Source organism: Cupriavidus oxalaticus (assembly GCF_016894385.1).
In the GTDB taxonomy this organism is placed as follows: Bacteria; Pseudomonadota; Gammaproteobacteria; order Burkholderiales; family Burkholderiaceae; genus Cupriavidus; species Cupriavidus oxalaticus.
Map to the genome: position 1 here is coordinate 1109211 of NZ_CP069811.1, position 13680 is coordinate 1122890.

Genomic DNA, 13680 nt, shown 5'->3' on the forward strand with positions numbered 1-13680 from the left:
GTACCAGAATAGGACGCACTGGTTTGCGGCGCATCGACAACGTCGGCGCGCCCCGATCGCGCAGCGGATCAGCGCAGCTCAGGCGGTCAGGTGTTGCAGTGAGGCAAGCCGATCGATGGCTTGTTGCAATTCTGACTTCAGTTGTCCGACCAGTTCCGCCGCGGGCAGCGCTCGCGCCAGCGGTACCGCCTGTCCCGCCCACTGCGCCGCATAGTCTGCGCTCCCCCTGGCCTTGGCGGCAGCGTGGAGCGCCTTGCCGGCGTCATACGTGTTGGGGTAGTCGGGAATGGCAGGCGCGTCCGGATGCTCGCCCAGCGCCGTGAGGCGGTTCGTAAAGCCCCGGGCGGCGCGGCCGGAGATGGCGCGCGTGAGCGTGGTGGGGCGCTTGCTGTGCGCCGCGAGTGCGCTGCGATAGGCGGCGTCGACCGACGTCTCGGGGCAGGCGATGAAAGCGGTGCCAAGCTGCGCCGCTTGCGCGCCTAGCGCCAATACCGCGGCAATACCCGCGCCATCCATGATGCCGCCGGCTGCGATCACGGGCAGGCTCGTGTTCCGTACCAGGACACGCACGAGCGCCAGCGTCCCGAGGCCCTCGTCATATGCGGCCGGATCGAACACGCCACGATGGCCGCCCGCTTCGATGCCCTGCGCGACAATGGCGTCGATGCCCGCCGCTTCGATCTGGCGAGCTTCCTGCAACGACGTCGCGCTGGCCAGCAGCACGATGCCTGCGCTGCGCAGCGCATCGATCTTCTGCTGCGCGGGAAGGCCGAAATGAAAGCTCACGACTGCGGGCTTTTCTTCCCGCAGCATGCGGAACATATCCTCGTCCTCGACGAAACTCTTGTAGATCTCACGCAGCATGGCGGGGACCGCGACTCCGTGCTCCGCGAAGCGCGGGGCGAGATAGTCGAGCCAGGCTTTCTCGCGCGCGGGATCGGACCGGGCCGGCGCATGGCAGAACAGGTTGACATTGAACGGCTTGCCGGTCAGGGCGCGCGTCTCGCGGATCGCCTTGCGCGCCGCCTCGGCGTCCATGGCACCAACGCCGAGCGAACCCAGGCCCCCGGCCTCGGACACGGCAGCCGCCAGCGCGGGCGTACCGACCCCTGCCATCGGCGCCTGGATGATCGGCGTGGAAATATGCAGGCGCGCAAGCAGGCCGCAGCGGTGGTCCAATGGCTTCGATGTTTCCATGATGCAATTCCCTTGTTGAATCGCCAGGTGCCTGAATGCACCGGGCATAAAGCAGTCGCGGCCTGCCATGGCGCGCAGGCGGGGGCTGGTCAGTCGTGGCGCAGTTCCCGCAGGAAGGCTTCGTATGCCGACGTGCTGAAGCCGGATCGCCTGACCAGGAAGGTGTGGACCGGCCTGATCGGCACCGTGTGGAATTCCGCCGCGTCCGGATGCAGTGCCAGTAGGGAGCGCGGCACGATGCCGACGGCGGATCCTCCGGACACATAGGCAAAGATCGCATGATAGGAAGGCATTTCCACCACGGAGAGCCGGCGGCGCATTTCCTCGCCGCCTGACTCCAGCCAGTCTTCGGCACACTGTCGATAGGTGCAGCCCCGGGCGAAGGCTGCCAGATGTCGCAGCGTGACGTCCCTGGGCAGGCGAACCTTCGGATGCGTGGCGGGCAGTACCAGCACCAGCTCTTCGGTCCGCAGGAAAACACCGTCCAGCCCCTCGCCCAGCGCGGCGACATCGAGGCTGCGCGGCGCGCCCGTGCCCGGATGGGCCACCACCGCGCAATCCAGGCGGTGCGCCAGCACAGCGTCCGCCAGGAACTGCGTGGTGCCCGTCGTGACGGTCAGTTCAACCTCCGGCCAGGCCGCGTGATAGCGCCCCAGCGGCTTTGGCAGCACCGTTGCCGCTGAACTCTCCATCGAGCCCAGGCGCAGCCTGCCGCTTGGCGCAGTGGTGCGCATGGACTGGCGCGCCTCCTCGGCCAGCGCGAGCAATTGCTCGGCATAGACCAGCAGCCGCTGGCCTTCCGGCGTCAGGAGCATCTTCTTGCTGTCTCGCTGGAACAGCGCAACGCCAAGGCTTTCCTCCAGCTGCTTGATGCGCGTGGTGACGTTGGATTGCACCCGTTCCAGCGTCCTGGCCGCCCGCGTGATGCTTTGTTCGCGGGCGACGGCCTGAAAGATTTCAAGTTCAGCAAGTTCCACACTGGCTACGGCACCTTGCGGTATCGTTCTCAAAATAAGAACTAAATATGATTTAGTATTGTGTATTGAGAATGTGATGTCAAGCCGCGATTGCCGGTCAAACACAAAGAGCGGCCATGGCCGCTCTGGTGACGCTGTTCAGTAGTCGCTTAGCTTATTGCCGTCGACTTCAACCAGGCGGTCGAGCCGCACGGTTTCGTTCGAACTGAGCAGCACATATTCGGCGCCGCCGCGATTGAACACGTCCTTGACGGCAGCCTCGCGATGCTGCAGCACGCCATCGTCATCGCGGTAGCTGACGCTGGTGCGCTTGCGCAGTGTCGCAAGATCCTCAAGCCGGTCGTGGAACTCGCAGCTGATCGGGCTGTAGTCGTTGTTCTGGCTGCTCATGGCCTTACTCCTGGATGATCGCGCCGCCGACGTGCGCGAGGAAGAACACGGAATCTTCGAGCGCTTCGGCATCATGCTGTTCGCCATGGCCGATCTTCATAAAGTCACCCGCAGACAGCACCAGCTCGCCGAAACGGATGCGTCCCGACAGCATCAGGATCTGTTCCGGGCCTTCATGGTCATGCAGCGGAAAGCGCGCACCCGCCTTGAACTCGATGAAGTCAGCACCTTCCCCGTTCTCTGCCCAGACCGTTGCAACCCGGATGCCGGGAAAGCCGGTCTCAACGTATTCGCGAGCGGTGTTGGTGAAGTGAAGCATGTGAGTCTCCTGCGATGTGACTGGATCAGGCCATGCCGATAGGGCTATCCGGCCTGCTTTGTGGCGCTTGCGATTCAATCGCATGCGATTGATATAGGCATGGTTCATGCCGGCATCGAAGTCAAGGAATTTCTTGGGGCAAGAATGCCGCGCAAGGATGCCGCGCCTATTTCGCTCCCGACGGGTTTGGCCCGCGTTCCAGGATCTTGTACAGGTGCGAGCGGGAGATCTTCAACTGCTCGGCCGCGCGTTTCTTGTTGCCGCCATGGCGCGCGACGGCGTCCATCACCGCGGCATAGGCAAGCTCCCGCATGCCCGCGGCAGGCTCGGCAGGTGAACGATGTGCGGGAGAGGGCGATGGCAGGTCGTCCGCCGCGGCAGTCTCGTACGGATTCGCTGGTTCGGCCGCATGCACAGAGGGCTGGCTTTCCAGTCCCGACAGCCCGCGCGCCGATTCGCCGCGTGCGAAGTCCGCCACGCGCAGCGTCCGGCCATCGCAGAAGACCAGCGCTTCCTCGATGCGCTGGCGCAGCTGGCGCACATTGCCGGGCCATGGCTGGCCGGCGAGGTAGCGCGCCACGTCGTGGTCGATGCCTGGCGCCGGCATGGCGTTGCGCGCGCAGAAGGCGTCGACGAAATGCTGCAGCAGCGCCGGAATGTCCTCGCGCCGCTGGCGCAACGCGGGGATGCGCAGCACCACGCCGCTGAGCCGGTAGTACAAGTCAAGGCGAAAACGCCCGGCGTCGATCAGCTCGGGAATGTCGCGGTTGGTGGCCGAGACCAGCCGGAAGTCGACCCGCTGCGCGCGGCGGCTGCCAAGGCGTTCGACCATGTGGTCTTCGAGCACGCGCAGCAGCTTGACCTGCATCTCCATCGGGATGTCGGCGACCTCGTCGAGAAAGACCGTGCCGCCGGCCGCCAGTTCGAGCTTGCCCGCCTGCCCCTGGCGCTGGCTCCCGGTGAAGGCGCCGGGCGCATGGCCGAACAGTTCGGATTCGATCAGCGTGGCGGGCAGGGCAGCCAGGTTCAGGCTGACCAGTGGCCGCCCGCTTGCCGGCTCGGATCCGGCGCCGTGGATGGCGCGGGCCACCAGTTCCTTGCCGGTGCCGCTTTCGCCCAGGATCAGCACCGGCACGTCAAGACGTGCCACGGTCTGGATTTCCCGGCGCAGGCGCTGCATCGGCGCGCTTTCGCCGATCAGGCCGAACGTCGCTTGCCGCTCGTGCAAGCCGTTGCGAAGGCCGTCGAACTCGCGCTGATAGCGCGCCACTTCGGAGCGCAATTCAACCAGTTCCTTATGCATGCGGACCAGGGCTTCCGGCCCCTTGAACATGACCTGGCCGATGGCGCCCACCACCTCGCCGTCCTGGCGGATCGGCATGCGGTTGACCACGCGGGTGGCGCCGTCAAGCTGCTGCAACTGCCCGATCTCGGCCTTCCCGCTGGCCACCACCTGCGGCAGCCGCGAATTGGGGATGACGTCGGCCGCCGGGCGGCCGATGCCGGCACCGGGGTCGAGGCCCAGGAATTCTTCGTGGATGGGACTGATGAAGCGCACCCGCCCCGCCTTGTCGACCACGGTGATGGCCTGGTACGGGTCGTTCAGGAAGTAGTCCAGGATCGCGCCGGCGAAGGGCACCGTGCCGAGGAAGTCGAGCAGCACGGCCTCCGTGTCGGCGCGATGCAGAAGGATCAGCTGGTGGTCGCCGTCTGCCAGGCTCAGGCCGATGAAGCGCCGGGTGCCTGCCTCGACGGGGAAAAGCCGGCGCCCCTGGCCCGGCGCCTGCGCGTGTGCGCAGGCGGTGAACGCCGCGTCGGCAATGGCCGGGTCGCGACAGGCTCCGATCGCCGCCAGCCGGGAGCCGTCGCGAGAACAGACCAGCACGCCGAGCGCAATCCCGCTCATGTCTTGTGTCGTCAGTGAGGACACTCGGTGTCTCCATGCGTGCCTCTGATACGGACACGCTTGTGTACTCATGGCGGACATCCTAACGGCGGCCAGGAATTTGTTCAATGAAATCAACGCGAAATCGGGCGCCCTGTGGCTGGCACGGCTCCTGCGGAGTATTGGCGACCCATGTACCGCGCAAAGACACAGGAGAGGACAGTGAGCTGGCAGCCCGAAATCGACGAACTGGCCTACCGCCGACGGCTTGCCGCCCGGATGGGCGGCGAAGGCAAGGTGGAACGCCACAAGGCGGCCGGCAAGCTGGCGGTGCGCGAGCGTATCGATGCACTGGCCGATCCCGGCTCGTTCCGCGAGGTCGGAGGCCTGACCGGCAGCGGCCGCTATGACAGCAACGGGCGGCTGGTGGACCTGGTTCCCTCGAACCTGGTGATGGGCCGCGCACAGGTCGGCGGCCGGCCGGCGGTGCTGGTGGGGGACGACTTCACCGTGCGCGGCGGTGCCAACGAGGGCGCAGTCGGCGACAAGCTGATCCACGCCGAGAAAATGGCGCACGACCTCAGGCTGCCGATGATCCGGCTGGTCGACGGCACCGGCGGCGGCGGTTCGGTGCGCAATATCGAGATCAAGGGCCATACCCTGATCCCCACCATGAAGGTCTGGCAACACGTGGTGGAAAACATGGCCGTGGTGCCGGTGGTGTCGCTGGCCTTGGGATCCGTGGCGGGCATGGGCGCGGCGCGCGTGGCTGCCAGCCACTATTCGGTGATGGTCAGGGAAACCTCGCAACTGTTCAGCGAGGGCCCGCCAGCGGTGGTGGCCCGCGTGGGCGAGGCACTGAGCAAGAACGAGCTGGGCGGCAGCCAGATCCACACCCGCAACGGCGTGGTGGACGACGAGGTCGGCACCGAGCAGGAGGCCTTCGCGTGCGCGCGCCGGTTCCTGTCCTACCTGCCGTCTTCCGTCTTTGAATTGCCGCCGCGGGTCGAACCCAACGACAACCCGGCGCGCCGCGACGAATGGCTGCTGTCGGCGATTCCGCGGGACAGCCGGGCCGACTACCAGGTCCGGCCGATCGTGCAGGCGCTGGTGGATGCCGATTCCTGCTTCGAGATCGGCAGGCACTGGGGCTGCGCCGTCATCACCGCGCTGGCGCGCCTGGATGGCTGGCCGGTGGCGGTGATCGCCAGCGATCCGTCCTTCCATGGCGGCAGCTGGGACAGCGACAGCGCCGAGAAATTCACGCGCTTCGTCGACCTGGCGCAGGCCTTTCACCTGCCGGTGGTCAACCTGGTCGATACCGCCGGGTTCCAGGTCGGCCTGGAGGCCGAGAGGGCGGGAATCATGCGCTACGGCGTGCGCGCGCTGGCGGCGCTTTACCAGGCCACCGTGCCGTGGTGCTCGGTGATCCTGCGCCGTGCCTACGGCGTGTCGGCGGCCGGCCACCAGCACATGGGGCGCTTCAACTTCCGCTATGCGTGGCCATCCGCCAACTGGGGCGCATTGCCGATCGAAGGCGGCCTCGACGTTGCCTACAAGGCCGAGATCGAAGGCGCCGACGATCCGGTGCAGAAGCGCGCGGAGATCGAGCTGCGCGTGCGCAGCCTGACGTCGCCGTTCCGCAGCGCGGAAGCCTTCGTCATCGAGGACATCATCGACCCGCGCGAGACCCGCACGCTGCTGTGCGAATTCGCCAACCTGGCGGCACCGCTGCGCGAAGCCGGGATCAGCCGGTTTGGCATCCGGCCCTGAGCGGCCCTGAGCGGCCCTGAGCGGCCGCGCTGGCCCGCACGGCACAGACATCGAAACCCAAACGAGGAGACTGCATTGAACAAGCTGTTGATCGCCAATCGAGGGGAGATTGCGCTGCGCGTCCTGCGCGCCGCACGCGATCTCGAGATCGGGACCGTTGCGGTCTATTCGCAGGACGACCAGGGTGCATTGCACCGGATCCTGGCCGACGAGGCCATTGCCCTCGGTGGTGCCGGGCCGGCTGCGTACCTCGACATGGCAGGCATCATTGCCGCGGCGAAAGCATCAGGTTGCGATGCCATCCATCCGGGCTATGGCTTCCTCAGCGAACGGGCCGATTTTGCCCAGACCTGCCACGAGGCCGGCATTCGCTTTATCGGCCCCACCGTCGAGCAGCTGGCGCTGTTCGGCGACAAGGGGCGGGCGCTGGAACTGGCGGCCGACAGCGACGTGCCGGTCATGCCGGCCACGCGCGGCGCAGCGTCGCTGGAGGAAATCGCCAGCTTCTTCGACCAGCAAGGCGGTGCCGGCGTGGTGATCAAGGCGGTCGGTGGCGGCGGTGGCCGCGGCATGCGCGTGATCCGCCGGCGCGAGGAACTGGCCGAAGCCTATGCGCGCTGCCGCTCCGAGGCAAGCTCGGCGTTTGGCATCGATGCCGTCTACGCCGAGCGGCTGGTCGCCCGCGCGCGCCATATCGAAGTGCAGATCGCCGGCGACGGCGCGCACGTCATTGCCCTCGGCGAACGCGACTGCACCTTGCAGCGCCGCTTCCAGAAGCTGGTCGAGATCGCCCCCAGCCCGGTGCTGAAGCCGCAGCTGCGCGAGCAGATCATCAAGGCGGCGCTACGGCTGGCGCGCCGCGTCAACTACCAGAGCCTGGGCACCTTCGAGTTCCTGGTGGAAGAAACCGAATCCGGCGAGCAGAAGGATTTTGTCTTTATCGAAGCCAATCCCCGCCTGCAGGTCGAGCACACCATCACCGAGCAGGTCACCGGCGTCGACCTGGTCGCGCTGCAGATCGGGATTGCCGCTGGACAGACGCTTTCCGATCTTGGCCTGGATCCCGCTGCGCCGCCGCAACCCCGCGGATTTGCCATCCAGGTGCGCATCAATGCCGAAATGACCGATGCACAGGGCCTGGCGCGACCGGCCCACGGCCGCCTGGAGCGCTTCGACCCGCCTTCCGGCCCCGACGTTCGCGTCGATTCGCATGGCTATACCGGCTATGAACCGTCGCCCAATTTCGACACCTTGCTGGCCAAGCTGATCGTCAGCAGCGCAACGCCGAAGTTCGGCGCGGCCGTGCGGCGCCTGCAGCGCAGCCTGGCGGAGTTCCGCATCGCCGGCGTGCCGACCAACCTCGACCTGCTGCGCGCGCTGGTGCAGCGCGGCGACTTCCTCGCGCAGGATGTCCATACCCGGCACTTCGAGGCGATCGTGCAGGAGCTGACCGCCTCGGCGGAGGCCATCGTGCAGGCCGGACGCGCGCAGGAAGCCTTGCTGGGCGGCGCGGCCCGTGCTTCGCACGCGCTTGCGCCGCGCCACGCCGATGCGGAAGAGGAGGTCAGCGAGGGACTGGCGGCGATCCGCGCCCCGCTGACCGGCCGCGTGGTGGAGATTGCCGTCGCGCTGGACGAGATCGTGAAGCCCGGCCAGACGGTCGCGGTGCTCGACGCCATGAAGATGGAGCACGCCATCGTCGCGGCATGCGGCGGCCGCGTGGTCGACCTGCGGCTGGAATCGGGCGCACTGGCAGCCGAAAACCAGGTGCTGATCGTGCTGGAGCAGTTCGAGGCCGATGGCATCGCCGTGGCCGCCGCGCAGCAGGTCGATCCCGACGCGATCCGCGCGGACCTGCAGCGCGTGCTGGACCGGCATGCCTACCTGGATGACGCCGCGCGCCCCGATGCCGTCGCCAGGCGCCGCTCGCGCGGGCAGCGCACCGCGCGCGAGAACGTTACCGACCTGTGCGATCCGGATACCTTCGTCGAGTACGGCGCGCTGGCGCTGGCCGCGCAGGCATCGCGCCGCAGCCAGCAGGACCTGATCGTCAACACGCCGGCGGATGGCCTGATCACGGGCATCGGCAATATCAACGGCGAACTGGTCGGCAAGGAGCGGGCACGCAGCGCGGTGATGGCCTACGACGCCACGGTGATGGCCGGCACGCAGGGCAAGCGCAACCATATCAAGACCGACCGCATCGTGGAGGTGGCGCTGCGCGACGAGCTGCCCCTGGTGCTATTTGGCGAAGGCGGCGGCGGCCGGCCCGGCGACGTGGATTTCCCTTCGGTATCCGGGCTGTACCAGCCGTCGTTCGCCGCCTTTGCCGAGCTGAGCGGCAATGTGCCGGTGGTGGGCATTGTCTCGGGCCGCTGCTTTGCCGGCAACGCGGCCTTCCTCGGCTGCTGCGACGTCATCATTGCCGACAAGTCGGCCAATATCGGCATGGCCGGGCCGGCCATGATCGAAGGCGGCGGCCTCGGCATCTTCAGCCCCGAAGAAGTCGGGCCGGCATCGGTGCAGTTTGCCAATGGCGTGGTCGATGTCCTGGTAGAGAACGAGGCTGAGGCCGTGCAGGCAGCGAAGCACTACCTGTCCATGTTCCAGGGCCGCGTGGCGCACTGGAGCGCGCCGGAGGCAATGGGGCTGCGCCATGTCGTCCCCGAGAACCGGCTGCGCGTGTACGACACCCGCAAGGCCATCGAGGGCATCGCCGACGTCGGCAGCGTGCTGATGCTGCGCAGCGGCTTCGGCGCGGGCATTCACACCGCGCTGGCGCGCGTGGAAGGGCAGCCGGTCGGCATCATGGCCAACAACCCCTATCACCTTGGCGGCGCCATCGATGCGGATGCCGCGGACAAGGCGTCGCGCTTCATGCAGCTGTGCGATGCGCACGGGCTGCCGATCGTCTCGCTGATCGACACCCCCGGGTTCATGGTCGGGCCGGAATGCGAGGCCCGCGCGCAGGTGCGGCACGTGTCGCGCATGTTCCTGACGGCGGCCAAGCTGCGTGTCGCGTTGCTGGCGGTGACGCTGCGCAAGGGCTATGGCCTTGGCGCGATGGCCATGGCGGGCGGTGGCTTCCGCTCGGCAAGCTTCACCGTGTCGTGGCCGACCGGCGAGTTCGGCCCGATGGGCCTGGAAGGCGCGGTCCGGCTGGGCTTCAAGAAGGAGCTTGAGGCCGTGCCGGATGGCCCCGAGCGCAAGGCGCTGTTCGACAGGCTGGTGGCCCAGTCGTATGAGCGCGGCCACGCGATCAACACCGCGGCTGCCGTCGAGATCGACGCGGTGATCGACCCCGCGCAGACACGGAAGTGGATCGCGCAGGGTATCGCATCGGCGGAAGTGCGCGGCCGCAGGGAGCGCCGCGGCTTCATCGATGCGTGGTAAGCCCATGCCTGACGAATCCATACGCAGAGCCAGGAGGTTTCCATGATCAAGCATGGGTTTGACCCGGCGCAGCTGGCGCTGGGCGGGTTGCGCGTGCTCGAGGTCGGCAGCGGGCCGGCGCTGGCTTACGCGGGCAAGCTGTTTTCCGACTTCGGCGCAGAAGTCATCAAGGTCGAAAGCCCGGCGGGCGACGCGTGGCGGCGGATGCCGCCGCTGGTCAGCGCAGCGGGTGCCGCGCAGCCGGAAAGCGCGCTGTTTGCGTGGCTGAACACCAACAAGCGCAGCGTTACCGCCGATGACGGAAACGCCGAGGACGGCGCGTGGCTGGCGCAGCTGGCGCGAACGTGCGACGTGGTAATGGATGCCCGGGCGCTGACAGAAGGCCCGGGCGTTCTCGGCACGCCGCTCTGGCAGGGGGCGGCCGATGCAACGCAGGGGCACGAGCCGATCGAGGTGGCGCTCACCTGGTTCGGCGAGAGCGGCCCGTACAGCCATTACGCCGGCGCTGAAGCCGTGTGCCGCGGACTTGCCGGCGCCGTGCACGGCAGTGGTCCCGCAGACGGGCCGCCACACATGCCGCACGACGTGCAGTCGGCGATCGTGGTCGGGCTGAGCGCATTCTCGGCCGCCGTCGCGGCGCTGATCGGCAGCGGGCAGGGCAGCCGCCGCTATGTGCTGAGTGCCCACGAAGCCATCTTCAGCGTGGTCGAGATGGAAGCCGGCATGGTGCAGGACAAGCGCCATCCGCTGCAGCGCCTTGGCGTCAACCGGTTCTGCGGCACGCATCCGGCCGGGATCTACCAGACTGCCGAAGGGTGGATCGGCATCTTTACGCACACGCTGCCGCAATGGAAGGGCCTGTGCGAGGCCATCGGGCGGCCGGACCTCGGCAGCGATGCGCGCTACGCAAGCGGCCCGGAGCGGATGGCGCGAGCGGACGAGATCGACGCGCTGCTGATGCCTGCGTTCCTGACGCGCACGGCCCGGCAGTGGTTCGGGATCCTGGGCGACAGGAAGCATCCCGCCGTGATCGTGCCGACCATGGAGACCTTGCTTGGCCAGGAAGTGCATCGGCAGCGCGGTGCCTTCGTGCCGGTCGGCGTGGGCGGCGCATCGTTTGAAGGCCCGGTGGTGCCGCTGCGCCTCGATGCGGCGGGTCCGCTGCCCGGCGGCAATGCGCCGGCAAAGGGCGCGCATGACCTGCACTATCGGACCTCGGGGCTGGATCATCGCCCGCGCCTGAGCCTCAGGAGAACGGCAGGGGAGCGCTTGCCGCTGCAAGGCATCCGCGTCGTCGACCTGACGATGGGCTGGGCGGGGCCGCTGGCGGCGCGGACGCTCGCCGACTTTGGCGCGGAGATCATCAAGGTCGAAAGCACCGGCTATCCCGACTGGTGGCGCGGCGCCAATTTCACCGAGGCGTTTTATCGGGACAGGCTGTACGAGAAGAACTCGAACTTCAACCTGATGAACCGCAACAAGCTGGGCATCACGCTGGACCTGACGCGCCCCGAAGGCAAGCAGTTGCTGCTGCAGCTGGTCGAAAGCGCCGACGCGGTCATCGAGAATTACTCCGCGGAGGTGTTGCCAAAGCTGGGGCTGGACTACGAAGCGCTACGCGCCAGGAACGAACGTCTTGTCATGCTGTCGATGCCGGCCTTCGGGCTCGGCAATGCGTGGAGCAATACCCGCGCCTACGGCGGCACGCTCGAGCAGGCCAGCGGGCTGCCGCTATACACCGGGCACCCCGATGGTCCGCCGGCCATGACCTCATACGCCTATGGCGACCCGATCGGCGGCCTGAACGGCGGCGCGGCGATCTTGCTCGCGCTGTTTGCCCAGCAAGCGACGGGGCAGGGGCGGCACATCAACCTGTCGCAGGTGGAGGCCATGTTGCCGATGGCCGCGCCGTTCATGCTGGAGCAATCCATCTCCGGCGCCGTGTCGCCGCGGCAGGGCAATCGCCATCCCATGCATTCCCCGCATGGGTGCTTCCGCTGCGCTGGCGACGATGCGTGGATCGTGCTGACGGCGACCGACGCGGACTGGCCCGCGCTGTGCCGGGCGATCGGCCGGGCAGACCTTGCGGACGATTCCCGGCTGGCGCAGGCATCGGGGCGGCGCGCCGGGGAGGACAGGATCGAGCAGGCGATCCAGTCCTGGTGCGTGGTCCGCGACGCTGAGGAGGCGATGCAACGGCTGCAGCAGGCGGGGATCGCAGCCGGTGTGGTGCGGCCCATGTCGCAGGTGCTGCAGGATCCCCACCTGCGCGCGCGCGGATTCTGGCGTGAAGTCGAACGCGCCCATATCGGCACCTATACGGCCAGCACTGCCTGGTTCAGGACCGGGCCGGAACCCGTGCCCATCCGCCAGGTCGCGCCGACGCTGGGCGAACACACCGAAGCGGTGTTGAGCCGCGTGCTTGGACTGGGCGCGGACCAGATCGCAAGCCTGGAGCGGCAGGGCATCACCGGCACCGTCGCGAAACCAAAGCAGGCCAGGGAAATGCCATAGGCCCGGCAAGTATTCAAAACACCATTATTACGATACGGAGACGAGATGAACAAACCGACATGGATCCAGCGCTGCCAGGCCAGCGCAAAAACCGGCAAATTCAGCATGGCTGCAGCCGCGCTGGGTATCCTGGCCACGACGATGGCCGCACCGGCTGCGGCGCAGAATACCGGCTGGCCCAGCAAGCCTATCCGGATGATCGTCCCCTTTCCGGCGGGCTCGTTCACGGATACCGTGGCGCGGGTGCTTTCGGAGCGCCTGACCAGGTCCCTCGGCCAGCCCGTGGTCGTGGAAAACAAGGCGGGGGCGAATGGGTTGATCGGTGTCGGCGAGGCCGCCAAGGCCGCGCCGGACGGATATACCTTGCTGGTCACCAATTCCAGCAGCATCACCATCAACCCGCAGATCTACAAGAAAGGCACTTACTCGCCGAAGGACTTCACGCCGGTCACCCTCGTCCTTGAAGCGCCATTCATCCTCGTCACCAATCCGGACTGGTCGCAGAAGAACGCGGTCGGTTCGGTACCGGAACTCGTACGCTACGCGACGCAGCATCCCGGCAAGATCAGCTATGGCTCGGCCGGGCCGGGCAATATCGCGCATCTCAGCTTCGCCATGCTGAATAACCGGGCGAAGATCAAGACCACTCACATTCCGTACAAGTCCGCGGCGCAGGCCCAACTCGCCGTGATCAGCGGTGAGCTGGATACTGCCTTCGACACCTGGACGGCGCTGCCTCAGATCAAGGCGGGCAAGCTGAAGCCCATCGCCGTCAGCGCACCGCAGCGCATGGCGCAGTTGCCGGAGGTGCCGACGCTGGAGGAGCTTGGCATCTCGCCCTTCAACGTGACCTTCTGGATCGGCATGCTGGCGCCGGCCGGCACGCCGCCGCAGATCGTCCAGAAGCTCCACACGGTCACGCAGGGGCTTCTCGACGACGCCAGGGCAAAGGCAGCGCTGGGCCAGCAAGGCGATGTCGTGATGATCGATCCGGCAAACTTCGCGAAGCGCGTGGAGAAGGAGGAAGCCAGTTGGACGGCGGTGATCCAGCGCGAAGGCATCACGCTGGATTGACCCCGGCCGGACGCTGGCCGCAGGCAGTTCGACGGACGGGAACTCCCAACGAAATGTGCATACATATGAAGCGGTCTTCAGCACGCTGAAGCGTTTTCCCGTATCGTGTCGGTCTGGTGCCGCCGCTCGCGGCGCCCGGTAACCGGCAACGACAGTGT

General features: G+C 67.2%; 9 protein-coding genes. 4 read left to right on the forward strand and 5 right to left on the reverse strand.

All coding sequences use genetic code 11. The features are described from left to right. Window positions 1-78: 78 nt before the first annotated feature. From JTE92_RS04945 to JTE92_RS04965, 5 genes are all read right to left on the reverse strand, one after another. Window positions 79-1197 carry an NAD(P)H-dependent flavin oxidoreductase gene (locus JTE92_RS04945; protein WP_063240336.1) on the reverse strand — a complete coding sequence of 373 codons (1119 nt, stop codon included), beginning with the start codon at window positions 1195-1197 and terminating at the stop codon, window positions 79-81. An 89-nt stretch (window positions 1198-1286) separates the two neighbouring features. Next, window positions 1287-2174 carry a LysR substrate-binding domain-containing protein gene (locus JTE92_RS04950; RefSeq protein ID WP_063240335.1) on the reverse strand — a complete coding sequence of 296 codons (888 nt, stop codon included), beginning with the start codon at window positions 2172-2174 and terminating at the stop codon, window positions 1287-1289. A gap of 138 nt (window positions 2175-2312) precedes the next feature. After that, a complete protein-coding gene (locus tag JTE92_RS04955) occupies window positions 2313-2564 on the reverse strand; it encodes a hypothetical protein (RefSeq protein ID WP_063240334.1) in 252 nt (83 codons plus the stop codon). 4 nt (window positions 2565-2568) lie between these two features. Beyond that, window positions 2569-2883, reverse strand: a complete 315-nt coding sequence (locus JTE92_RS04960) for a cupin domain-containing protein (RefSeq protein WP_063240333.1) — start codon at window positions 2881-2883, stop codon at window positions 2569-2571. A gap of 166 nt (window positions 2884-3049) precedes the next feature. Next, window positions 3050-4789, reverse strand: coding sequence for a sigma-54 interaction domain-containing protein (locus JTE92_RS04965; protein WP_063240332.1), 1740 nt, complete (start codon window positions 4787-4789; stop codon window positions 3050-3052). A 201-nt stretch (window positions 4790-4990) separates the two neighbouring features. Between JTE92_RS04965 and JTE92_RS04970 the strand changes: the two genes are divergently transcribed. From JTE92_RS04970 to JTE92_RS04985, 4 genes are all read left to right on the forward strand, one after another. Then, window positions 4991-6541: an acyl-CoA carboxylase subunit beta gene (locus tag JTE92_RS04970; RefSeq protein ID WP_063240331.1), complete on the forward strand. Its 1551-nt coding sequence runs from the start codon at window positions 4991-4993 to the stop codon at window positions 6539-6541. A 75-nt stretch (window positions 6542-6616) separates the two neighbouring features. After that, on the forward strand, window positions 6617-9934 hold the full coding sequence (locus JTE92_RS04975; RefSeq protein WP_063240330.1) for a carboxyl transferase domain-containing protein: 3318 nt from the start codon (window positions 6617-6619) through the stop codon (window positions 9932-9934). Window positions 9935-9976: 42 nt separating this feature from the next. Then, window positions 9977-12448, forward strand: a complete 2472-nt coding sequence (locus tag JTE92_RS04980; protein WP_063240329.1) for a CaiB/BaiF CoA-transferase family protein — start codon at window positions 9977-9979, stop codon at window positions 12446-12448. A 45-nt stretch (window positions 12449-12493) separates the two neighbouring features. Then, window positions 12494-13522 carry a tripartite tricarboxylate transporter substrate binding protein gene (locus tag JTE92_RS04985; RefSeq protein ID WP_063240328.1) on the forward strand — a complete coding sequence of 343 codons (1029 nt, stop codon included), beginning with the start codon at window positions 12494-12496 and terminating at the stop codon, window positions 13520-13522. Window positions 13523-13680 lie beyond the last annotated feature (158 nt).

Bases quoted from the DNA above. Each gene is read 5' to 3' on its own strand.
- JTE92_RS04945 (WP_063240336.1), bottom strand. From the start codon at position 1,197: ATGGAAACATCGAAGCCATTGGACCACCGCTGCGGCCTGCTTGCGCGC.
- JTE92_RS04955 (WP_063240334.1), bottom strand. From the start codon at position 2,564: ATGAGCAGCCAGAACAACGACTACAGCCCGATCAGCTGCGAGTTCCAC.
- JTE92_RS04960 (WP_063240333.1), bottom strand. From the start codon at position 2,883: ATGCTTCACTTCACCAACACCGCTCGCGAATACGTTGAGACCGGCTTT.
- JTE92_RS04965 (WP_063240332.1), bottom strand. From the start codon at position 4,789: ATGAGCGGGATTGCGCTCGGCGTGCTGGTCTGTTCTCGCGACGGCTCC.
- JTE92_RS04980 (WP_063240329.1), top strand. From the start codon at position 9,977: ATGATCAAGCATGGGTTTGACCCGGCGCAGCTGGCGCTGGGCGGGTTG.
- JTE92_RS04985 (WP_063240328.1), top strand. From the start codon at position 12,494: ATGAACAAACCGACATGGATCCAGCGCTGCCAGGCCAGCGCAAAAACC.